Raw genomic sequence first — 19,873 nt, 5'->3', positions numbered from 1 at the left:
CTAATGCTCCTCGCTCAGCCCGGCCTTGGCCCGGGCCGTATCCCAGATTTCACACAGACGCCCGTAGCGATCGGCCATCGTGGCCACCGCGTCGGCGTCGCTCATCTCGTCCTTGAACCAGGCACGCGCCGCATCGCCGAAGATCGTGCGGCCCACGGCAAAGCCCTTGACCAGCGGCTGCGCGGCGGCCAGCGCAAAGCTCTCGGTCAATTCCACCTCGGGCGCGTCGAGCCCCAGCACCACGATGCCCCGCGTGTGGGGATCGTTGCGGGTGATCGCCGCTACGGCCTTCTGCCAGGCGGCCGGACTCTTGAAGGGTTCCAGCTTCCACCAGTCGGGATAGACGCCCGCGTCGTAAAAGCCCTGGATCAGGGTCGCGGTGGTTTCGTCCTCCACGGGGCCGACCTTCGACGGGATCACTTCCAGCAGGAACTCCAGCCCGTTGCGCCGCGCCGCGGTGAAAACCCGCCTGACCCGTGCCAGCTGCATCTTGCGCGTCTTGTCGTCATCATCCGGGTGGCAGAAGACCAGCAGTTTGACCACGTTCTCGCGCGGCCATTCGCGCAATTGCCCGAGGTCCGAACCCAGCTCGGGTTCGAAATCGACGGGCCGCGAGCCGGGCAATTCGACCGGCCGGCCGATCCACAGGCCCGAACCACTGGCCCGGTGCAGGGCGCGGCGCCCGATCCTGTTGTCGCACAGGATGCCATGGCCCCCCTGCCCGCCCTGCACACGCAGAGCGGCGTCTAGGCACAATTCCTTGAACCTGTCGCCTTTCTCGGGCGTGTACCCGTCCATGTCCTCAAGTTGCGCGCGGTGGTCGAAGGCGAAGGTGCGCAAGGTTGCCCAATCGCCCTTGCGATTGGTCGACCAGTGCACCTGTTCGAGGTCCACGTCGTTGCGCAGGTCCGGTCGAACGATCCCGCGGTCAAGGAAGAATTCCAGCTCTTCCAGCGACGGATAAGCCGGCGTGCAGCCATGTCGGCTGACCGCGAGAGCACCGCAGGCGTTAGCGTATTTCAGGGCCGTGGGCCAGTCCGTCAGATCATCGGGCCCGTCCAGCCAGCCCTTCAGAAGCCCCGAGAAGAACCCGTCCCCTGCCCCCAGCACGTTGAACACCTCGATCGGGAAGCCCGGGCCGGCCTGGCCCTCGTCCAGGCTGTCGGGGACCGCGCCCTCGATGGCCACGGCCCCTTCGGCGCCGCGCTTGCAGACCAGCACCGCGTCGCTGACCGCGCGCACCGCGCGCAGGGCGGCCAGGGTGTCGGTGGTGCCGCCGGCGATATGGAATTCCTCCTCGGTGCCCACGATCAGGTCGAAGTAATGCAGCGACGCCTGCAGCCTTTCGGTCACGGCGGCGCTTTCGACGAAGCGGCTTTCGCCCTCGCCGTGCCCGGCAACGCCCCAGAGGTTCGGGCGATAATCTATGTCCAGCGCCGTCCGCAGCCCGTGCTTGCGGGCCAGCTTGAGCGCCTTGATCACCGCGGCCTCGGTGCGCGGATGGCTGAGATGCGTGCCCGTGGGCACGATGGCCCGGGCGCTTGCGACATAGCCCTCGTCGATATCATCTTCGCTAAGCGCCATGTCCGCGCAGTTTTCGCGATAGAAGATCAGCGGGAATTGCTCCGCGTCACGAATGCCGAGGATCACGAGCGCTGTCAGGCGATCCGGGTCGGTTCCGACCCCGTCCACGTCGACACCTTCGCGGAGCAACTGCTCGCGGATGAAACGGCCCATGTGCTCGTCGCCCACGCGGGTGATAAGGCCCGACTTCAGCCCCAGCCGGGCGGTGCCGCAGGCAATGTTGGTGGGCGATCCGCCGATATACTTGTCGAAGGAGCCCATGTCCTCGAGTCGGCCGCCGACCTGGCTGCCATACAGGTCCACCCCCGCACGTCCGATCGTGATGACGTCAAGTTTGGTCATGGTTCAGTCCAGCACCTCTGCAAGTTTCACGAGGCGGCCCTCGTCCACCGATTTCACCGCCGCATCTGCCAGCGCAAGCGCCATCATCCCGTCATGGCCCGTGGTGGGGGTTGCGGCGCCCTCGGCGACCGCGGCCACGAAGGCGGCGATCTCATTGGCATAGGCGGCCGTGTAGCGGGTCATGAAGAAATTCAGCAGCGGCGGGCGGGTGAACCCGCCGGCCCCGGCGATATCGATATCGGCCTCGTGGTGGTTGCGCGCGGCGACCATGCCCCGCGACCCCAGCACCTCGATCCGCTGGTCGTAGCCATAGGCGGCGCGGCGCGAATTGGTGATGATGGCCTGTCTGCCGCTGGCCGTCTGCAGGATCACGTTGACGCTGTCGAAATCGCCCAGCCGCCCGATCTCGGGGTCGGTCAGCACCGCACCGGTCGCCACCACGCTCTCCACGTCCTCGCCCAGCAGCCAGCGGGCCACATCGAAGTCATGGATGGTCATGTCGCGGAAGATCCCGCCTGAGCGCCTGATATAGTCGGCGGGCGGCGCGCCGGGGTCGCGGCTGACGATGGTGACCATTTCCACATCGCCCACGCGGCCCTCGTCGATGGCGGATTTCAGGGCCATGAAATCGGGATCGAAACGACGGTTGAAGCCGACCATGAGCGTCGCCTTCTCGGCCTCGACGACGCTCAGGCAGTCCCGTACCCGGGCGAGCGACAGGTCGATGGGCTTTTCGCAGAACACCGCCTTGCCGGTTTTCGAGAACTGCTCGATCAGGTCGGCATGGGTATCCGTCGGCGTGCAGATCACCACCGCGTCAACGTCATCGCTGCGCGCGATCTCGTCGATGGTGCGGACCTCGCCGCCGTGGGTGTCCTGCACCGCCCGTGCGGCCTCGGCCACGGGATCGGCCACGGCCACCAGCGCGGCTCCCGGGACGCTGGAAATGGCGGCGGCATGGACCTGGCCGATGCGGCCAGCGCCCAGAACGGCAAATCTCACAGTCATGTCTTGTCTTTCCCTGGCGGGGCTTTCGCCCCGCGTTAAGCGTGGAATATGAACCCCGCGGCTGCGCCCCGGACGTTTTCAGCGGACCGCGTGGCCGGTCAGGTCATCTCTGCGACCTCGTATTCCGGCTGGGTCTTGGCGCCGGTGATGTAGGCGACCACGTCCTGATGATCGGTCTCGTCCTTGTCGAGATTGGCGACGATCCGGCCCCGGCGGAACACGACGATCCGGTCCACGAGGTCCATGACCTGGCGCATGTTGTGGCTGATCAGGACCAGCGGTTCGCCCTGCTCCTTGAGGGTGCGGATGATGTTCTCGACCTGGCCGGTCTCCTGCACCCCGAGCGCGGCCGTGGGCTCGTCCATGATTGTCAGCTTGGAATGGAAGCTCGCGGTGCGCGCGATGGCCACGCACTGGCGCTGACCGCCGGACATGTTCTGGATCGTGTTGCGGATGTTGGGGATCTTGACCCCGGTCTTTTCCAGCGCATCGATCGTGTCCTGCCGCATGGCCTTGTAGTCGAGAAATCGGAAGGGTCCCAACCAGTCCATCCAGGTCTTCTCGCGGCCCAGGAACAGGTTGTCGGGCACGTCCAGGTGATCGGCCAGGGCCAGGGTCTGGAACACGGCCTCGATCCCGGCCTTGCGCGCATGCAGCGGCCCGTCGAAATGCACCGGGTGGCCGTCGAAGATGATTTCGCCCCGCGTCCGCTGCTCGACACCGGTGATCTGGCGCACGAAGGTGGACTTGCCCGCCCCGTTGTCGCCCATGATCGCCACGTGTTCACCCTTGCGCAAGATGAAGTCGGCCCCCTCCAGCGCATGAACACCGCCATAATGCTTGGTCAGGTCCCGTGTTTCGAGGATGATGTCGCCCATGTCGTGAAGCTCGATACCGCTCATTGCTCTCTCCTCCGGGTTCAGGATCGCGCCGCGGCGCGTTGCTGGCGCCACTGGTCGAGCACCACGGCACTGATGATGATCGCGCCCATGGCCATGATCTGGTAATAGGCGTCCAGCTTGACGTAGGTGAAGCCCGACTGGATGACGCCGAAGACCATGGCGCCCAGCACCGTGCCGATGATCGACCCGCGCCCGCCGGTCAGGCTGACCCCGCCGATCACCGCCATTGCGATGGCGAAAAGCTCGTAGAACAGGCCCATGCCGGACTGCGCGGTCAGGTTCTTGGAACTGAGCACGATGGCGGCGAAAGCCGCGAGCATCGAGGCGATCATGTAGACCAGAACCTTGTGCCGCTTGACGTTGATACCCGACATCCGCGCCGCCGCCTCGTTCGAGCCGATGGCATAGGTGTGCTTGCCGTAGACGGTATAACGCAGCAGCACGTGGCAAAGGACCGCCAGCAGCAGGAACCAGACGACCGGCATCATGCCCGACCCCAGCCAGGCATAGCTTTCCGTGGGGAACGACACCGGCTGGCCGCGCGTCCACCACTGCGCGATACCGCGGCAGATCAGGAACATGCCCAGGGTGGCGATGAATGGCGGGATGCGCGTGAAGGCGATCAGCGTGCCGTTGATCGAGCCGATGAAAGCCCCGAAGGCCAGGCCGATCAGGATCGGTACGATCACCGGAAGGTCAAAGGACCAAGGCCCGAAGACCGCCGCCGGATTGGGGTTTCCGTTGACCAGCCCCGTCTGCGCGAAACTCATCACGATCATCGCGGTCGCAGCGACCAGGGGCCCCGACGACAGGTCGATCCCGCCCGAAATGATCACCTGCGTCACCCCCAGCGAGATGATCCCGATGATCGCGATCTGCAGGATGATGATGCGCAGGCGCGCTTCGTTGAAGATGGTGCCGAACCGGTCCTGCGTGTCGAACAGGAAACTTTGACTGTTCATGTAGGGCAGAATCTGCCCCAGCGCCTCGAAGATCGCGACGATCACGACCAGTGCGATGAAAATGTTGAATTCGTTGGGCCAGGTCTTTTTCGACTTGTCGTATTTCAGCCCGCCGATACCGTCCGATTTCGCCGACATTCGTGGCTCCCCTGATGGTGGTTATCGTGCCGCGGTTCCGCTTTTCAAGACCTGCGGCAGGGCGCGCTTGCGCCCTGCCGCGGCTTGCCGGATCAGTTCTCGTCGAGGAACTCGTCCACGTTCTCGGGCGTCACCAGCTGGAACGGGATGTAGACCTTCTGATCCACCTCCTCGCCGCGGGCCAGCGCCAGCGCAGCGTCGACCGAGCCTTCGCCCTGGCCGAAGGCATCCTGGAACACGGTGGCGTCCAGGTCACCGGCCTGCATGGCCACCAGCGCGTCCTGGGTGGCGTCAACGCCCACCACGATGACATCCTCCATTGACATCCCGTTGGCCTTCATCGCCTGGATCGCCCCGATGGCCATCTCGTCGTTGTTGGCAAAGACGATGTCGAAGGGCTCGCCCGAGGACATCCAGTTGGTCATCTGGTCCTGGGCCTCGTTGCGCGACCATTCGGCGGTCTGGCGGTCGATGATGTTGATGAAGTTGCACATGTCCATGCCGATCACGTCATCGACGTCCTTGGTGCGCTGCACCGCCGCCTGGTTGCTGAGCTGCCCCATCAGGATGTAGGCATCGGCACCAGCGGCCAGGCCCTGCGCACGGGCCAGCTTGCAGGCCTCGAAGGCGGCCAGGGTGCCGGACTCGATCTCGTTCGAGGCCACGAAGGCCTGGTCGTCGGGCAGCGTGTCGACGTTGATCGGCTGGCGGTTGACATAGACCAGCGGGACGCCGGCGCTCGCAGCGGCCTGGGTCATGGCCTGGGTGGCCGAGGTATCTACCGCGTTGACGATGATCGCATCCACGCCGCTGGCGATGAAGTTGTTGATCTGGTCCAGTTGCTTGGCAACATCGTCCTGCGCGTCCTCGACCTGAAGCTCGACGTCCTCCAGACCGTCGGCGTAGTCGACCATGCCGTTGCGCATGACCGTCAGGAAGTTGTCGTCGAACCGGGCGATAGAGGCGCCGATGGTCTCGGCGAAGGACGCCGAGCCCATGACGGTCATCATGGCGGTTGCAGCGATAAGTGTCTTCTTCATTGGTTCCTCCCAATCGTGGTGTCCGGCACACCGGTTTTTCCGCCGGATACCCCGTGAACCGGGGCGGTTCTCCTTCGTCCTAGGCGGCCCTTTCCGCCAGTTGCGAAGACATGAAATCGAAAGCGCCGCGCAGTGCCGCTTCCGGATCGGCCAGCGCATGGACCTCGGGCGCGAAACACTCCATCGAGACCGGGCCGTCGTATCCCTGCGCGATAAGCGCGGCGACCTGGTCGACATTGCCCAGCCGGTCGGCCGCGTCCACGAGCCCCCGGTGGGCGTCCTCCATGCGTGTCACCGCGACCTGCGTGTCAGAGACCCCCGACACATGGACGATCCCGGTCATCTCGGCAAACAGCGCGCCGCCGCCCACCAGCGTGTGGTGAAAGGTGTCATGGACCAGTCTGAACCGATCCGCCGCGTCCAGGGCCTCGATTGTCTCGACCAGTTCCTGCTTGGACCGCAGCGAAGAGCGGATGAAACCCAGCGGCTCGACCAGCGCGACGAGCCCGGCATCGTCCAGCATCGGCCGGATCGCCTTGAGCGCGATGCGCAGGTTGGCGTGGCGTTCACCGTTACCGGTGCCGGTGCCGTCGTTGCGCGGGATCAGGCTGATGGTCTCGGCCCCGGCCTCGCGGGCGGTGGCGATCAGGGCGGCGACCTCGCGCTCGCGATCCGGCGTCCAGTCATTGAAGGGCTGGACCTGGCCGAGCCCCAGCAGGCGCAGCCCCCTGTCGCGGGCCATCTGGCCGCCCTCGATCGCCGGTGCGCCATCGAAAAGCGGACCGGGAATATCGTTGCGCACCTCGACACCGACACATCCAAGCCTTGAGGCGAGGTCAAGAAAGGCCGCGTAGCCCATCCCGGGCACGGTCATGTGATTGAGCGCAGTCCGAAGCTGCATGGCGACGATCCCCCTCCCGGGCGCCCTCCCGGTGCGCCTCCTTGTCGCAGAAGTCAAAACGCGCCGCGGCGATTCCGTCAACGCGGGGGTCGGTCCTTTCACTCATTCATGACGTTTTTCCGCGCATGCAAAATGACATTTTTTCGTCATTCCTGCGGGTGCTCAGGCGATCTCGGGCAGAATGATACGGGGATCAAGAAAGTGCTGGCCGATGGTGCCGTCGTCGCCGGATCGCGTTCTGACCATGAGCCTGACGACGTCGTCGCAAAGTTCGGCCAGCGGGGTCGAGATGATCATCCGAAGGTAGCCATCCAGCAACGCGGCGCGGCTCTCCTGTGTCACCTCGTTGACCACCAGCGCCACCTCGCCGGGCGCGCGGGCCTCGCGCAGGGCGGCGATGGCCCCCTCCATGCCGCCGCCCGCAACGTAGATGCCGCGCAGGTCGGCGTGACGGGTCAGCAGGTCCAGTGTCGCCTCGTATGTCAGTTGCCGGGTCTCCAGGTTCACCAGGGTATCCAGCACCGGAAAGGTCGGCGCGCGTTCGCGTGCGAAGGCCCGGAATCCCACCTCTCGCAGGTCGTGCCCATGCCAGCGATTGCCCCCCACGAAAATCGCCAGCTTGCCCGGAACGGGGCACGTCTGGGTGATCATCCAGGCCGCCTGCCGCCCTACCTTCATGTTGTTCAGGCCTATGTAATTGCTCCTAATTCCCTGCGCGAAATCGTTGAGCAACGAAAATGTCGCGACACCCTCGCGCTTGAGCGCCTCGACCACCTGGTCCAGCCGCCGGTCGTTTACGGCAATGGCCGCCACGGCATCGCAGCTGCGGCCCAGAGCATGAAGGATATCGGCGAATTCCTCGGGTGACTGGGACTGCGCGTAGCGAATCTCGGCCTTGCCGCGGATATCGGCGCGCGTCGCCACGGCCCGTTCGATCTCGGCGTGGAAATTCCGGTAGAACTCCTGCCGTTCCTTCAGCAGCACGAAGCCGAGGCGCATCTCGGGCACGGTCTCCACCAGGCGGTGATCGAACAGGCCACGCGCATGGTAGCCCACGCGGTGGGCCGCTGTGGCGATCTTCTTCAGGGTATCCTCGCGCACGGCGACGCGCCCGTTGAGCGCCCTGTCCACCGTCGAGACGCTGACCTGCGCCTCGCGGGCCACATCCCTTATCGTCGGACGCCGTGCCATGCTCATCCCCCCGAAGAATTCCTGTAGATCCATCTTGGATGACGGGCGGCACCCTTTGCAATGCCGCAAAACGCGGCATGGCATCATGAAATGCGTGAAACCGGTTGCAACACGGCGGCCGACCCGGTTTGCTGGTGTAGTGGAACAGAACGTCCGAGGATCGATGGCTGTCACGCTACAGGATGTCGCCGCGCGCGCTGGCGTATCGAAATCCGCGGTGTCACGGACCTTCACCGTCGGCGCCTCGGTCTCGGCTCGCACCCGCGCAAGGGTCGAAGAGGCTGCCGCCGCGCTTGGCTATCACCCCAACGTGCTTGCCTCCAGCCTTACCACGGGCCGAACCAAGCTGGTCGGACTGGTCTCGAACAACTTCTCCAACCCCTATTTCCTGGAAATTTTCGACCGGTTCACACAGGCGCTGCAATCGGCGGGCCTGCGTCCGTTGCTCGTCAACCTGGCCCACGCGGGCGATGCGGAACGTTCGCTGGACATGCTGCGCCAATACAGCGTTGACGGGGTGATTGTCGCCTCCTCTACCCTGCCACCGGATTTCACCGCGGCCTTCCGGCAAGCGGGGCTGCCGGTGGTCCACGCCTTCGGCTGGTCGCGCAATGCGCCGGATACGGACCTTGTCAGCATCGACAACGTCGCCGCCGGGCACCTGGCCGCCGAGACGCTTCTGACGCGCGGCTACGGCCGCATCGGTTTCCTGGGCGGCCCGGAAGAGGCCAGCACCACGCAGGACCGCCTGACCGGTTTCCGGGATCGCGCGGGCGCTGCATTTGCCGGGGCACGCTGTACCAGCGCCTATGCCTTTGCCGCCGGGCGCGACACCATGCGGGCGCTGCTGCACGACGGTCCCGTCGCCGAGGCCTGGTTCTGCGGTGACGACGTGATCGCCATAGGGGCGCTGAGCGCCATCCGCGATGCAGGGCACCGGGTACCGGGCGATGTCGGTATCCTCGGCCTCAACGACATGGAGATGGCGGGTTGGGAGAATATCGCCCTGACCACCATCCGCCAGCCCATCGCCGAGATCGTGGCCGACACGGTCGCGCTGATCGAGGCCAGTATCGCCGAGGGACCGAGGCCGCCAGTGACACGGATGCTGCCCTGCACTCTGGTGGAGCGGGCGACCTTGCGAGAGCCGAGCTAGGCGGTCGCCCGGCCCGCGCGCGGATGTCCATCTCCGCAGGGCAGCGGACTTATCGCAGAATCGGCGGGCGGGCGTCGGTCCAGGCACCCTGGGCCTTGCCGCTTGCGGCCACGGCAAAGACCGCCGCCATGGAGCGCAACCCGTCCTCGGCCCGGGGATAGAGATTGGCCGCGGGGTCCATCTCGCGGTCTTCTTTCTCGGCCCGGATGGCCTCGGCCAGATCGGCATAGATATTGGCGAAGGCCAGCGGCATCCCCTCGGCATGCCCGATGGCGACGCGGCTGGTTCGGTCGGCGGCGGGGGACAGCCCCGCCTCGCCGCGCTCGATGATCTGCACGCGCCCCCCCAGCGGCATCCAGCGCAGCTGGTTGGGCTGTTCCTGTGCCCAGGCCAGCCCGCCCTTTTCGCCGAAGACCTGAAGTGTCAGCCCGTGCTGACGCCCCAGCGCCACGGACGAGGTCCAGAGCCGCCCCACGGCGCCACCGTCGAAGCGCAGGTTGACCATTGCATCGTCTTCCAGCTCGCGGCTTTCGATGCAGCTGACCGTGTCGGCGCTCAGCCGCTGGGCCTCCTGCCCGATGACGAAGGACGCCATGTGCAGCGCATGGATACCGCAATCGGCAAACTGCGCGCTGACACCGGCCTGCGCCGGATCATAGCGCCAGCGCACGCGCGGGTTGTCCGCATCGCCCGCATCCGCGTGATGGCCATGGGCGAATTCGGCCTTCACCATGCGGATCTTGCCAAGGTCGCCGCGCGCCACCATGGCCCGCATGTGGCGCACGAGGCTGTAGCCCGAATAGCCGTAGTTCACCGCGCAGATCCGGCCGGTGGCGCGGGCGATCTTCACGATCTCCTCGCCCTCTTCGACGGTCATGGTCATGGGTTTCTCGCAAAGCACGTGAAACCCCGCCTCCAGATAGGCCTTGGTGATCTCGAAATGGGTCGCATTGGGCGTGGCCACGGTGACGAGATCGATCCGGTCGTCGCGATCCTTTTCACCTTTCAGCATTTCCTGCCAATCGCCGTAGGACCGGTCGGCAGCCAGGCCCAGGCGCTGGCCATGGGCGCGGCCCGCCTCGGGGCGATGGTCCAGCGCCCCGGCGGTGAAATCGAACAGGCCATCAAGACCGGCCCCCAGGCGGTGGGCGGGTCCGATCTGGCTACCCTCGCCCCCGCCGATCATGCCCCAACGCAGTTTCGTCATGTCGTGGTCTCCTTCACTCGAAGCCGATGGAGCGCAGGTAAGCACGGTTGGCCTGCGCATCCTCCAGCGGGGTCACGTCAAGGGTGGGGTCGATATCCTGTTCGACCGTGCACCACCCATCGAAGCCCGCCGCAGTCAGCACCTGCCGCACAGCGGGGAAATCCACGTCGCCCTCGCCCAGCTTGCAGAAGATGCCCTGCCCGCAGGCGGTGTAGAAATCCGTGCGATCGGCGACCACATTCGCCTTCACTTCCGGGTCTATATCCTTGAAGTGCATGTAGGAAATACGATCCACATGGCGCTTCATGAAGGCCACCGGGTCATAGCCCGCATAGGAATGATGGCCGGTGTCGAAACAGATCTTCAACAGATCCGGGTCGATCTCGCCCAGCAGGCGGTCCAACTCCGGCTCGAAGTCGATGAACCCGCCGGCATGGGCATGAATGCTGACCGTCAGGCCATAGACCTCGGCCCCCATCCGGGTGACATATTCGATGCGTTCCCGAAAGGCCTTCCACTCTGCGGCGTCCATCTGTTCGGCCTCGTCGGCGCGGCCCGCAGTGGGCGCGCGGCGCGGTGAGATGCTGTCGATCAGGACCAGGTGCCTGGCGCCGTGACTGGCCAGCGACTTGCAGGTGCGTTCGGCCCCGTCCAGCACGTCGCGCCACTGTTCGCGGTCGTGAAAGGGCCGGAAGACGACACCGCCGATCAGCGACAGGTCGTGTTCGGCCAGCGCCTCACCCAGTTCCACCGGGTCCTCGGGCATGTAGCCAACCGGGCCAAGCTCGATGCCGCGATAGCCCGCCGCCGCACAGTCCCGCAGCACCGTGCGCCAGGGCGGATTGCGCGGATCGTCCGCGAATTCCACGCCCCAGGAACAGGGCGCATTGCCGATCTCGATGGTCATGCGTTCACCTTTGTCCATTGTCCGGTTTCCGCCGAGGTCATGGCCGCCTCGACCACCTCGGCCACCTCCAGCCCGTCGCGGAAGGTCGGCCAGACCGGCTGGCCGGTCTCGATGGCGGTCAGGAAATCCTTGGCCTCGATGATGATCTGGTCCTGGTAGCCGGTGCCATGCCCCGGCCCCTGGCAAAACGGGGCATAGTCGGGGTGGGCCGGCCCGGTCAGGATCTTGCGAAAGCCGCGCGTCGCCTCGGGACCCTCGGCCAAATAGAGCCAGAGCGCGTTCTGGTCTTCCTGGTCGAAGCGGATCGCACCCTTGGTTCCCGTCACCTCGTAGGCATATCCCATCTTGCGGCCCGTGGCGATGCGGCTGGAATAGATATGGCCCATGGCCCCGTTGGCAAAGCGGCACATGATCTGTGCATGGTCGTCGTTGTCCACCGCGCCGCCGGGGCGGTCCGAATGGACGGTTTCGATATCCGCCGAGACCTTGGCGATCGGCCCCATCAGGGCAAGGGCCGCGTTGATCGGATGCGGAGCCAGATCGCCCATGTTGCCGTTGGCGCGCCCCGAACAGCGCCAGTTGAACGGCGTGGCCGGGTCCGACAGGAAGTCCTCGGTATGCTCGAGCCGCAGCCAGGTGACATCGCCCAGCGTTCCTTCCGCGATCAACTGTCGGGCGAATTGCGTCGCCGGTGTGCGACTGTAGTTGAAGCCCATCATGTTCGGAACGCCCGCCGCCTCGGCCGCCGCGACCATCGCGCGGGCGTCCTCGATGGTGTCGGCCAGCGGCTTTTCGCACAGGACGGGCTTGCCCTGGGCAATGGCAGCCTCGGCGATCTCGCGATGGGTTTCCTGGGGCGAGGCGATGATGACGGCGCCGACCTGCGGATCGTCGACCAGCGCCTGCCAGTCCGGCGCCGCGCGATTGAATCCGAAGGCCGCGCGATAGGATTCGGCGCTTTCGGGGCTCGAGGCCGCGATCATCTCGAGCCGGGGACGCAGTCTGGTTTCGAAGACGGCGCCGACCGCGGCCATGGCCACGGAATGCGCCTTTCCCATGTAGCCGCCGCCAATGATGCCAATGCCGATCTCGGTCATGATTTCCTCCCGTAACCTCCGGCCGACTCGTGTTGCAACCGGTTGCAAAACGTGTATCGTCACCGCCATGCAGTCGCAACATGAAATCGGGGGATCGCATGGCCAACCTGGACAGGCTTCGCGGAAAAGCCTTTCTCGTCATTGGTCGGGCGGGGATGGACCTCTATGCAGACCCGCCCGGCACGGCGCTGGAAGAGGCTGAGCGGTTCACCGCCGCGCTCGGCGGGTCGTCGGCCAATATCGCAGCGGGTCTGACACGCACGGGCTGCGACGCGGCGCTGGTCACGCGTGTGTCGGACGATTCCGTGGGACGGTTCTGCCTGAAGCAACTGGACCATTACGGCATCGACCGACGCTTCGTCCGCGTCGAGGGCGGCGAGGCGCGCAATTCACTGGCCATCGTGGAGACCCGCCTGGAGGATACGCAATCGGTGATCTACCGCAACGGTGCCGCCGATTTCGAAATGGTCGCGGACGACGTGGCCGGCTTGCCCTACGGGGGCTATTCGGCACTGGTCACCACCGGAACGGTGCTGGCGGCCGAACCCTCGCGCGGCGCCTGCTTCACCGCCTTCGAGCGCGCCCGGGCCGCCGATCTGCCGCTGGTCTTCGACGTGGATTACCGCCCCTACAGCTGGGCTTCGGCCGAGGAAGCGGCGCAGGTCTATTCCCGCGCCGCCGACCTGTGCGACATCATCATCGGCAATGACGTGGAATTCGGCTTCATGGCTGGCGACTATGACAAGGGGCTGGACAAGGCCCGCGCGCTGGCCGCGGAAAATGACCGGGTCGTGGTCTACAAGATGGGCGAAAACGGCGCTGTTACGATCACCGCCCAGGGCGAGACGCGCACTGGCATCTACCGTTCGAAGGCGCTGAAACCCACCGGCGCGGGCGACAGTTTCATGGCCGGGTTCCTGTCATCCCTGGCCGAGGGGCACGACGTGGCCGGGGCCGTAGCCCGCGGCTCGGCCGCCGCCGCCATCGTCGTGTCCCGAGTGGGATGCGCCCCGGCCATGCCCACGCCCGACGAGATCGACCGTTTCATGGACCAGACCGAAATGACCCAGCCCGCATAGGAGGCGAACATGCATATCCCCCCCTTCGACAATGCCAACCGGCCCATCGTGGACGTGGATCACGACCTTGTCCCGCTCAACTACTTCAACATCGTCAAGCTCAGGGCCGGCGAGACATTCGACTACAAGCTGGACGGCTACGAAACCTGCGTCGTGCCCGCCACCGGCACCGTGGATGTCGAGGTGAGCGGCGAGACATACGCGGAGATCGGGAATCGCGTCGCGGATGTCTGGGACGGTGATCCCGAGGGGGTCTACGTGCCCACGGCCACCGGCGCCCGCATTACCGCGCGCACCGATGCCGAGGTCTTCGTTGCGGGGGCCAGATACGCCGAAACGCTGAGACCCTTCGCGGTGCGCAGCGCCGACCTTGACCTGGTGCAATACGGGTCCGACGACACCAAGACCCATCGCAAGATCAAGCATATTCTGGGCGCAGGACATCATGACAGGGTGGGCCGGCTTCTGGTCAGCGAGTTGTTCACCGTGGGCGCCGGCGGCTGGTCTGGCTTTCCCAGCCACAAGCACGATACCGACCGTCGGGATGGCCCCGGCGAGGACATGACGGAAACCCGGCACGACGAGACCTACAACTTCCGCTTCAAGCCCGACTACGGCTCGGGGCTGCAAATGCTGCAACGCTCCGACAACGAGCCGGGCGATGCCTACCACGTCATGAACGGCTCCACCGTGCTGATCGACAAGGGCTATCATCCCTGCTGCGTGCTTCCGGGCTACGAGATGTATTATTTCACCATCCTCGGCGGGCTGTCCCAGCGCAGCCTGAAGCAGCATTTCCAGCCGACCCACGCCGAACAATTGCACACCATCCCCGGCATCATGGACATGGTGGCCAAGTTCAAATGACCCGCGCGACGCTCGCGCAGGTCCTGCAACCGGCCCTCGCGGAGGGTTATGCCGTGGCGGGTGTCGTCTGCCAGGGCTGGGAGGACGCCCGCGCCTATGTCGCCGCGGCCGAGGCCGAGGGTCTGCCCATCGTGCTTCAGGCCGGCCCGGGCGCGCGGGCGCACATGCCCCTGCCCGTCTGGGCGGCGATATTTCATGCGCTGGCTGATGCGGCGGCCGTCCCCGTCGTGCTGCATCTGGACCACGGAACCACCATCGAGGAATGCCGGCAGGCCATCGCGCTCGGCTTTACCTCGGTGATGTTCGACGGCTCGCGCCTGCCGCTGGCGGACAACATCGCCCGGACCCGCGCCATCGTCGAAATGGCCCATGCGGCAGGGGTGTCCTGCGAGGGCGAGATCGGCTTCGTCGGCTACCACGATGGTGCGGCGTCCGCAGGGACCGATCCCGAAGAGGCCGCGAGGTTCGCGAGTGAAACCGCGGTGGACGCCATGGCGGTGTCCATCGGGAACGTCCATCTGCAACGGGACCGGAAAGCCCGGATCGACCGCGGCCGACTGGCCGAGATCGAAGCCGTCACCGATACGCCCCTGGTCATCCACGGCGGATCGGGGCTGTCCCACACCCTGCGCGCGGACCTTGCCGCGCACAGCCACATCTGCAAGTTCAACATCGGCACCGAATTGCGCATGGCTTTCGGCGCGGCGCTGCGCAAGACGCTCGGGTCGGACCCGGACCTGTTCGACCGGATCGACATCCTGTCAGCAACCGAGGCGGCGATCGTGAACGAGGCGCGACAGGTCATAGGGGGGCTGCGTCCCGACCGACCTTAGAGCCCGGCCAGGAAGGCCTCGAATTCCGCCTCGGGGATCGCGACCGAATGCTCCGGCCCTGGAAAGCCGCCGGATTTCACATCCGCCTTGAATTCGCCGAAGGCCGCCACCCGTTCGCGTTGCAGTCGCTCGAACTCCGCCGCGAAATCACGGTAGGCCTTGGCATGACGCGGCAGCTTGTTGACGCCGTGACCCAACACATCCTCGGTGAAGAGGTATTGCGCGTCCGCATGCGCCCCCGCCCCCATGCCCAATAGCAGTAACGGCGTATGGTCCGCGATCACCCGGGCCACCCGGTCCGGCACGACCTCCAGCTCCGCGCCGAAACAGCCGATGTCCTCCAGCCGCTTGACATGATACCAGACGGCCAGCGCGTTTTCTGCGGTTTTGCCCACGGCCTTGAACCCGCCGGTCCACGTGCATTGGCTGGGGACGAGACCAACATGCGCGACGACCGGTATGCCGTTGTCGCAAAGCAGTTTCTGGATATCGAGCGAAGCCGCGCAATAGACGCAATCAGCCCCGGTTTGCATCGCCGCATGGGCCGCGCGCAGGTAGTCTTCGCCGGTGCAGAGTTCACCGTAGAGCAGGCCGGCCTGTACGAAACAGTCGCCCGCCGCCGCCCGCATCGCGGGCGACCATAGCGGGGCAACGACCGACAGCATGTCGATCCCCGCCTCGGCGGCCGCGCGGGCCTCGTCCTCGGTTTCGACGAAAAGCATGGTCAGCTTGTCGCCCGCCGCCTTGCGCCCCTGCAGGTCGGCCACGGTCGGGCGGGCGTGATACATCGACATGCCTCAGACCTCGACCCAGACCCGGCCGCCTTCGACCTTGGTGCGATAGGTGTTGAGGTTGACGCAGGCCGGGGCGCGCTTGGCCTCGCCGGTGCGGTAATCGAAGGTGGCGTTGTGCTTGGGGCACTCGATCTCGTAATCCATCACCAGCCCATCGGCGAGATGGACCTGTTCGTGGGTGCAAAGCCCGTCAGTGCAGAAGAACTCACCCTCGGGGCTGTGGTAGATCGCGAAGGTGCGTCCGTCATGATCGAAACGAACCAGGTCCTCTTCGTCGATATCGTTCGTCGCGCAGGCGTCGATCCATTGGGTCATTGTCATCCTCTCTTCTGCTATTGTGCGGCCGTGCCGAGTGCGGTGGCATGAAAGTCCTCGCGATAAGGCCTGGCCGTCGCGGGCAACTCGCGTTCGAGGAAATAGGTCTCGTTCCTCAGCTGTCGCCAGAGCGCCGGGATCATCTCGGCCAGCGCCTGCGGGATCGAGCGATTGGGCGCGGGCAGGTCATGCTTGATCGTTTCGTGCAGGCGGGGCAGCTGGTGATAGGGCACCATTGGGAACATGTGATGTTCCACGTGGTAGTTCATGTTCCAGTAGATGAAGCGGCTGACCGGGTTCATGTAGACGGTACGCGAGTTCAGCCGATGATCGATCACGTCCTCGGCCAGCCCGCCGTGCTGCAACAGGCCCGTCATGACATGGTGCCAGGCCCCGTAGAGCCGGGGCAGCCCGATCACCATGAGCGGCAGGATCGAACCCAGCGCCAGCGCCAGCGCGATGGTCCCGGCGTAGATCGCCACCCAGACCCTTGCCACCCGGATGACCTTGTGATGCTCGGTTTCAGGGATGAACGTCGCCTCTTCAGGATGCAGGCGTCCGGCGGCGTTCAGCAGCATCCGACCCACGGCGTTCCAGGCATCCACCAGCCCGAAGAGGTTTGCGACAAGCCGGGCAAAATCGGGTGGCCGCATCACCGCGATCTCGGGATCGCGGCCGACGATGATCGTGTCGGTATGGTGGCGCGCGTGCGACCAGCGCCAGGTATGCGGGTTGCGCATCATGCAAAAGCTGGCGACATGATACAGCCAGTCGTTGTAGCGGCGCGTCTTGAAGGCCGTGCCGTGGCCGCACTCGTGCCAGCGGCTGTCCATGGCCGACCCGTAGAGCACGCCATAGGCGAGCCAGAACGGCGCCGACCACCACGACGGCCAAAGCGCGATGCCCGCCCCGGCGAACAGCACCATCGCGCCGAACAGCAGGACCGTATCGCGGATCGCGGGCTGGTCGGCGCGTTTCATCAGGTCCTTCATCTCCTTTCGGGAAATGTCCGTGTGATACCACTCGGCGGCGGCCAGGCCGGTTTCCGTCGCCCGCTCCGCGTCCGGGCCCAGCAAGGAATAGTCGCGCATGCTCATCTCCATCTCCTCCGCAGGGTGCACCCACTGATGGAGGAAAGACTACACAACCCGGGTCAGCCTTCCTGCCCCTCGTCCTTGCATTTCTATCATTTTACATCAATATTTCAGACCTGATTGATGTGATCTCATCAAGGCACCCGCATGTCGAAACGCCCTACCATCGCCGATCTGGCCCGCGCCGCCGGCGTTGGCGTGGCCACGGTCGACCGCGTCCTGCACGGCCGCGCCAATGTCAGCACGGGCACAACCGCCCGGGTGGCCGCGGCCGCCGAGCGCATCGGCTACCACGCCACCGGTCTGATCGCCGCAAGACAGGCACCGCCGGCGCGGGTTCTGCGCTTCGGCTTCGTGCTGCACAAGAAGGCCCAACCCTTCTACGACGGCTTCGCCCGGCAGATCGAGGCGGCATGCGCCGCCGCCCAGGGCCATGACATCCGGCCGCGCATTGTCTTCTCGCCGTCGCAGGCGCCCGAGGATTTTGCCGCCGCCTTCGATCAGGCGGCCGAGGGCGCCGATGCCGTGGCGGGGTCGGCCATCAACCATCCCCTGGTCGACCGGAAGATCACCGGGATCCGCGCGGCCGGCACGCCCTGCTTTGCCCTGCTCAACGATTTCGCGACGGCGGCGCGCAGCCAGTATTTCGGCCTAGACAATCTGCGCGCGGGCCGTATCGCCGGCTGGACAATCGCGGCGACCGCCCCGGCCCCGGGCAAGGTCGCCGTCTTCGTGGGCGGCAGCCGCTGGCATGGCCAGGTCCTGCGCGAGACCGGCTGCCGCGCCGCGCTGCGCGACCATGCACCGGGGCTGCGGATGCTGGATACCGCGGTGAACCTGGAAACCCGCCAGGTGACTTACGAGGCAACGCTCGACCTGCTGTCCCGGCACGGCGACCTGCGGGGCATCTACGTGGCCGGGGGCGGCATGGAAGGCGCCATCGCCGCCCTGCGCGAGAGCCGCCCGCCGGGCAAGGTGGCGCTGGTCGTCAACGAACTGACCGCCGACAGCCGGGCCGCGCTGGCCGACGGCATTGTCACCATGGCCGTCGCCACCCCGATCACACAGCTCTGCGGTGATCTGCTGGCGGCCATGGCGAGCGCATCCGTCGCCCCCGGCGAAAGGCCCGGCCCCGACCGTCACATTCTGGAGCCGACGCTTCTGGTGCCCGAGTCCGTCTGATCCCGCCCCCGGAAGATATCTCCGTCCCCCGGATGGAAGCCTGGGCCGAACCCCGGCCGGCCTTTCCCGCGTCATCACCATGTGAGAAATCCGGTGCAAAACGCGGCCCCGGTCGCGGCGGAGGAGGTCTGCCGCGGGCGGCATGAGAAGACGTCCAGCAGCGCGTCATCTCAACACCTCGCGCGACACTGGCATCGAGGTCATGGCACCTCGGTGCTCCCTGGCTGCCTTCGCCCAGCACCGATCAGGCGGCCGGAACTTGACGGGTTCAGCGGGATCGTGGATGGCTGTCGGGACAGCGACATGGCAATCGGGACGCCCGGTTCGAACCGGAGCACCCTGAGGTTCACGCCATTGATGCGGTCCCGTGCGCCGGCGCGCGTCCTCGGGGCGCGCAGCCTTGCATAAGTGGCGCCCAGCCAGAGCACGGGCAAATCTCTTTCGAGTGCCGGTTCAGTAACGCCTGCACCCGCACATCTCTTCCCGGGACATGGCCGCGCGATCCGCCGCCGGGCCATGGGGCCGGGATGCCCGATGCGACCGGCCGCCGGCGATCATCCCGGAGAAACGGGATAACAGACAACGCGCAACAAAGCGGTTCAGCAGGTTTCACCCGGCCGTTTCGTGGACACCAGGACGAGCCTTTCAGGACCCTTGGCCACCCTCCGCTCATGGTCGCGCCATGGCCAGCACCGCCGCCCTGAGCACGGCCAGGAATCGCGCCAAGTCGGGTCGTGCAACGCCCGACATCTTGGCCCGGCTGGTGGCCTGTTCGAAAAAGGCCGCCACATCCTCGGGCGGGGGACATGCGGGCGGCAGCGCCCCGCGCAGCATTTCAGCCAACAGTGCCTGCTTTTCATCCTCCGCCTCTTGCGATGCGGCCTGCGAGGCGGGACCGAAGCCGCGCTCCAGGTCGGCGGCATCCGGCAGGGTCTCCATCATGTCGAAGACCGGCCAGACGGCCAACCGGTAATAGGCATCGATCTTCGCGCCCAGGTCCGGGGCCTCGGCAAAGGCGGCGGACAGCCGCGCGCAGATCTCCGCCCCCATCACACCGATGGCCGCTGCCATGACCCCGTCCTTGTCGCCGAACCGGTCATAGAGCGTCTGACGCGACACCCCCGCCTCGCGGGCAACATCGGCCATGGTCGTGCGCCGCATTCCGTAACGCGAAACGACCCGCAGCGCGGCATCGAGGGTGGGATCGGTCAAGTGGCTCATTGGGTCAGCGAGAGACAGCAAGCAGCCCGCAAAGTCAATCAGGCGCTGTTGAC

The 19,873-nt window shown here is 65.9% G+C and carries 19 protein-coding genes; 5 read left to right on the top strand and 14 right to left on the bottom strand.

Annotated features, from left to right (window positions below; all coding sequences use genetic code 11):
• The 7 genes from VJ897_RS11355 to VJ897_RS11325 all read right to left on the bottom strand — a co-directional run bounded on the left by VJ897_RS11355 (nucleotide 1) and on the right by VJ897_RS11325 (nucleotide 8,101).
• Nucleotides 1–1,926: a bifunctional 5-dehydro-2-deoxygluconokinase/5-dehydro-2-deoxyphosphogluconate aldolase gene (locus VJ897_RS11355; RefSeq protein WP_324055779.1), complete on the bottom strand. Its 1,926-nt coding sequence runs from the start codon at nucleotides 1,924–1,926 to the stop codon at nucleotides 1–3.
• 3 nt (nucleotides 1,927–1,929) lie between these two features.
• Entirely contained in the window at nucleotides 1,930–2,934 is a 1,005-nt protein-coding gene (gene iolG, locus VJ897_RS11350) for an inositol 2-dehydrogenase (RefSeq protein WP_324055778.1), read from the bottom strand.
• A gap of 98 nt (nucleotides 2,935–3,032) precedes the next feature.
• Nucleotides 3,033–3,812 (bottom strand): ATP-binding cassette domain-containing protein, encoded by a 780-nt coding sequence (locus VJ897_RS11345; RefSeq protein ID WP_324055822.1) that lies wholly within the window; start codon nucleotides 3,810–3,812, stop codon nucleotides 3,033–3,035.
• Nucleotides 3,813–3,853: 41 nt separating this feature from the next.
• Entirely contained in the window at nucleotides 3,854–4,936 is a 1,083-nt protein-coding gene (locus VJ897_RS11340; RefSeq protein WP_324055777.1) for an ABC transporter permease, read from the bottom strand.
• Nucleotides 4,937–5,028: 92 nt separating this feature from the next.
• Complete coding sequence (locus VJ897_RS11335; RefSeq protein ID WP_324055776.1) at nucleotides 5,029–5,976, bottom strand: sugar ABC transporter substrate-binding protein; 948 nt, start codon at nucleotides 5,974–5,976, stop codon at nucleotides 5,029–5,031.
• Nucleotides 5,977–6,055: 79 nt separating this feature from the next.
• The gene (locus VJ897_RS11330; RefSeq protein WP_324055775.1) at nucleotides 6,056–6,877 is read right to left on the bottom strand and encodes a TIM barrel protein; all 822 of its coding nucleotides are present in this window, start codon (nucleotides 6,875–6,877) and stop codon (nucleotides 6,056–6,058) included.
• Nucleotides 6,878–7,039: 162 nt separating this feature from the next.
• The gene (locus VJ897_RS11325) at nucleotides 7,040–8,101 is read right to left on the bottom strand and encodes a LacI family DNA-binding transcriptional regulator (RefSeq protein ID WP_324055774.1); all 1,062 of its coding nucleotides are present in this window, start codon (nucleotides 8,099–8,101) and stop codon (nucleotides 7,040–7,042) included.
• A 130-nt stretch (nucleotides 8,102–8,231) separates the two neighbouring features.
• On the opposite strand from VJ897_RS11325, the gene VJ897_RS11320 reads away from it, so the two are divergent.
• Entirely contained in the window at nucleotides 8,232–9,224 is a 993-nt protein-coding gene (locus VJ897_RS11320) for a LacI family DNA-binding transcriptional regulator (protein WP_324055821.1), read from the top strand.
• Nucleotides 9,225–9,273: 49 nt separating this feature from the next.
• Here VJ897_RS11320 and VJ897_RS11315 read toward each other — a convergent pair whose 3' ends face one another.
• From VJ897_RS11315 to VJ897_RS11305, 3 genes are read right to left on the bottom strand one after another with little or no spacing between them, the layout of a single operon-like run.
• Nucleotides 9,274–10,431, bottom strand: a complete 1,158-nt coding sequence (locus tag VJ897_RS11315) for a Gfo/Idh/MocA family protein (RefSeq protein ID WP_324055773.1) — start codon at nucleotides 10,429–10,431, stop codon at nucleotides 9,274–9,276.
• Between the two features lie 13 nt (nucleotides 10,432–10,444).
• On the bottom strand, nucleotides 10,445–11,338 hold the full coding sequence (locus VJ897_RS11310; protein ID WP_324055772.1) for a TIM barrel protein: 894 nt from the start codon (nucleotides 11,336–11,338) through the stop codon (nucleotides 10,445–10,447).
• Nucleotides 11,335–12,435 carry a Gfo/Idh/MocA family protein gene (locus VJ897_RS11305; RefSeq protein ID WP_324055771.1) on the bottom strand — a complete coding sequence of 367 codons (1,101 nt, stop codon included), beginning with the start codon at nucleotides 12,433–12,435 and terminating at the stop codon, nucleotides 11,335–11,337. Before VJ897_RS11305 ends, VJ897_RS11310 begins: the two co-directional genes overlap by 4 nt.
• Nucleotides 12,436–12,533: 98 nt before the next feature.
• On the opposite strand from VJ897_RS11305, the gene iolC reads away from it, so the two are divergent.
• From iolC to VJ897_RS11290, 3 genes are read left to right on the top strand one after another with little or no spacing between them, the layout of a single operon-like run.
• Complete coding sequence (gene iolC / locus VJ897_RS11300; RefSeq protein WP_324055770.1) at nucleotides 12,534–13,514, top strand: 5-dehydro-2-deoxygluconokinase; 981 nt, start codon at nucleotides 12,534–12,536, stop codon at nucleotides 13,512–13,514.
• Between the two features lie 9 nt (nucleotides 13,515–13,523).
• Complete coding sequence (locus VJ897_RS11295; protein ID WP_324055769.1) at nucleotides 13,524–14,381, top strand: 5-deoxy-glucuronate isomerase; 858 nt, start codon at nucleotides 13,524–13,526, stop codon at nucleotides 14,379–14,381.
• On the top strand, nucleotides 14,378–15,214 hold the full coding sequence (locus tag VJ897_RS11290) for a class II fructose-bisphosphate aldolase (protein ID WP_324055768.1): 837 nt from the start codon (nucleotides 14,378–14,380) through the stop codon (nucleotides 15,212–15,214). The genes VJ897_RS11295 and VJ897_RS11290 overlap by 4 nt, the downstream gene beginning before the upstream one ends.
• Here VJ897_RS11290 and VJ897_RS11285 read toward each other — a convergent pair.
• The 3 genes from VJ897_RS11285 to VJ897_RS11275 are packed head-to-tail and all read right to left on the bottom strand — an operon-like array spanning nucleotide 15,211 to nucleotide 17,414.
• On the bottom strand, nucleotides 15,211–16,008 hold the full coding sequence (locus VJ897_RS11285) for a 3-methyl-2-oxobutanoate hydroxymethyltransferase (RefSeq protein WP_324055767.1): 798 nt from the start codon (nucleotides 16,006–16,008) through the stop codon (nucleotides 15,211–15,213). The genes VJ897_RS11290 and VJ897_RS11285 overlap by 4 nt on opposite strands.
• A gap of 3 nt (nucleotides 16,009–16,011) precedes the next feature.
• Nucleotides 16,012–16,323: a MocE family 2Fe-2S type ferredoxin gene (locus VJ897_RS11280; RefSeq protein WP_324055766.1), complete on the bottom strand. Its 312-nt coding sequence runs from the start codon at nucleotides 16,321–16,323 to the stop codon at nucleotides 16,012–16,014.
• Nucleotides 16,324–16,340: 17 nt separating this feature from the next.
• A complete protein-coding gene (locus VJ897_RS11275; RefSeq protein WP_324055765.1) occupies nucleotides 16,341–17,414 on the bottom strand; it encodes a fatty acid desaturase family protein in 1,074 nt (357 codons plus the stop codon).
• A gap of 150 nt (nucleotides 17,415–17,564) precedes the next feature.
• Here VJ897_RS11275 and VJ897_RS11270 point away from each other — a divergent pair, with 150 nt between their 5' ends.
• Nucleotides 17,565–18,599, top strand: a complete 1,035-nt coding sequence (locus VJ897_RS11270; RefSeq protein ID WP_324055764.1) for a LacI family DNA-binding transcriptional regulator — start codon at nucleotides 17,565–17,567, stop codon at nucleotides 18,597–18,599.
• A gap of 669 nt (nucleotides 18,600–19,268) precedes the next feature.
• Here the strand turns inward: VJ897_RS11270 and VJ897_RS11265 are convergent.
• Nucleotides 19,269–19,811, bottom strand: coding sequence for a TetR/AcrR family transcriptional regulator (locus tag VJ897_RS11265; RefSeq protein WP_324055763.1), 543 nt, complete (start codon nucleotides 19,809–19,811; stop codon nucleotides 19,269–19,271).
• Nucleotides 19,812–19,873: the final 62 nt, after the last annotated feature.

The sequence above is a fragment of the Salibaculum sp. genome, assembly GCF_035270045.1.
In the GTDB taxonomy this organism is placed as follows: domain Bacteria; phylum Pseudomonadota; class Alphaproteobacteria; order Rhodobacterales; family Rhodobacteraceae; genus Salibaculum.
The sequence above is the reverse complement of the archived record's forward strand: the minus strand, read 5'-3'. Positions and strand labels throughout refer to the sequence as shown.

What these genes read in the sequence shown, in the direction of transcription:
- VJ897_RS11330 (WP_324055775.1), bottom strand. Translation starts at nt 6,877, where the DNA reads ATGCAGCTTCGGACTGCGCTCAATCACATGACCGTGCCCGGGATGGGC.
- VJ897_RS11355 (WP_324055779.1), bottom strand. Translation starts at nt 1,926, where the DNA reads ATGACCAAACTTGACGTCATCACGATCGGACGTGCGGGGGTGGACCTG.
- VJ897_RS11325 (WP_324055774.1), bottom strand. Translation starts at nt 8,101, where the DNA reads ATGGATCTACAGGAATTCTTCGGGGGGATGAGCATGGCACGGCGTCCG.
- VJ897_RS11315 (WP_324055773.1), bottom strand. Translation starts at nt 10,431, where the DNA reads ATGACGAAACTGCGTTGGGGCATGATCGGCGGGGGCGAGGGTAGCCAG.
- VJ897_RS11305 (WP_324055771.1), bottom strand. Translation starts at nt 12,435, where the DNA reads ATGACCGAGATCGGCATTGGCATCATTGGCGGCGGCTACATGGGAAAG.
- VJ897_RS11320 (WP_324055821.1), top strand. Translation starts at nt 8,232, where the DNA reads ATGGCTGTCACGCTACAGGATGTCGCCGCGCGCGCTGGCGTATCGAAA.
- VJ897_RS11275 (WP_324055765.1), bottom strand. Translation starts at nt 17,414, where the DNA reads ATGCGCGACTATTCCTTGCTGGGCCCGGACGCGGAGCGGGCGACGGAA.
- VJ897_RS11335 (WP_324055776.1), bottom strand. Translation starts at nt 5,976, where the DNA reads ATGAAGAAGACACTTATCGCTGCAACCGCCATGATGACCGTCATGGGC.
- VJ897_RS11345 (WP_324055822.1), bottom strand. Translation starts at nt 3,812, where the DNA reads ATGGGCGACATCATCCTCGAAACACGGGACCTGACCAAGCATTATGGC.
- VJ897_RS11295 (WP_324055769.1), top strand. Translation starts at nt 13,524, where the DNA reads ATGCATATCCCCCCCTTCGACAATGCCAACCGGCCCATCGTGGACGTG.
- VJ897_RS11340 (WP_324055777.1), bottom strand. Translation starts at nt 4,936, where the DNA reads ATGTCGGCGAAATCGGACGGTATCGGCGGGCTGAAATACGACAAGTCG.
- iolC (WP_324055770.1), top strand. Translation starts at nt 12,534, where the DNA reads ATGGCCAACCTGGACAGGCTTCGCGGAAAAGCCTTTCTCGTCATTGGT.
- VJ897_RS11290 (WP_324055768.1), top strand. Translation starts at nt 14,378, where the DNA reads ATGACCCGCGCGACGCTCGCGCAGGTCCTGCAACCGGCCCTCGCGGAG.
- VJ897_RS11310 (WP_324055772.1), bottom strand. Translation starts at nt 11,338, where the DNA reads ATGACCATCGAGATCGGCAATGCGCCCTGTTCCTGGGGCGTGGAATTC.
- VJ897_RS11285 (WP_324055767.1), bottom strand. Translation starts at nt 16,008, where the DNA reads ATGTCGATGTATCACGCCCGCCCGACCGTGGCCGACCTGCAGGGGCGC.
- VJ897_RS11270 (WP_324055764.1), top strand. Translation starts at nt 17,565, where the DNA reads ATGTCGAAACGCCCTACCATCGCCGATCTGGCCCGCGCCGCCGGCGTT.
- iolG (WP_324055778.1), bottom strand. Translation starts at nt 2,934, where the DNA reads ATGACTGTGAGATTTGCCGTTCTGGGCGCTGGCCGCATCGGCCAGGTC.
- VJ897_RS11280 (WP_324055766.1), bottom strand. Translation starts at nt 16,323, where the DNA reads ATGACCCAATGGATCGACGCCTGCGCGACGAACGATATCGACGAAGAG.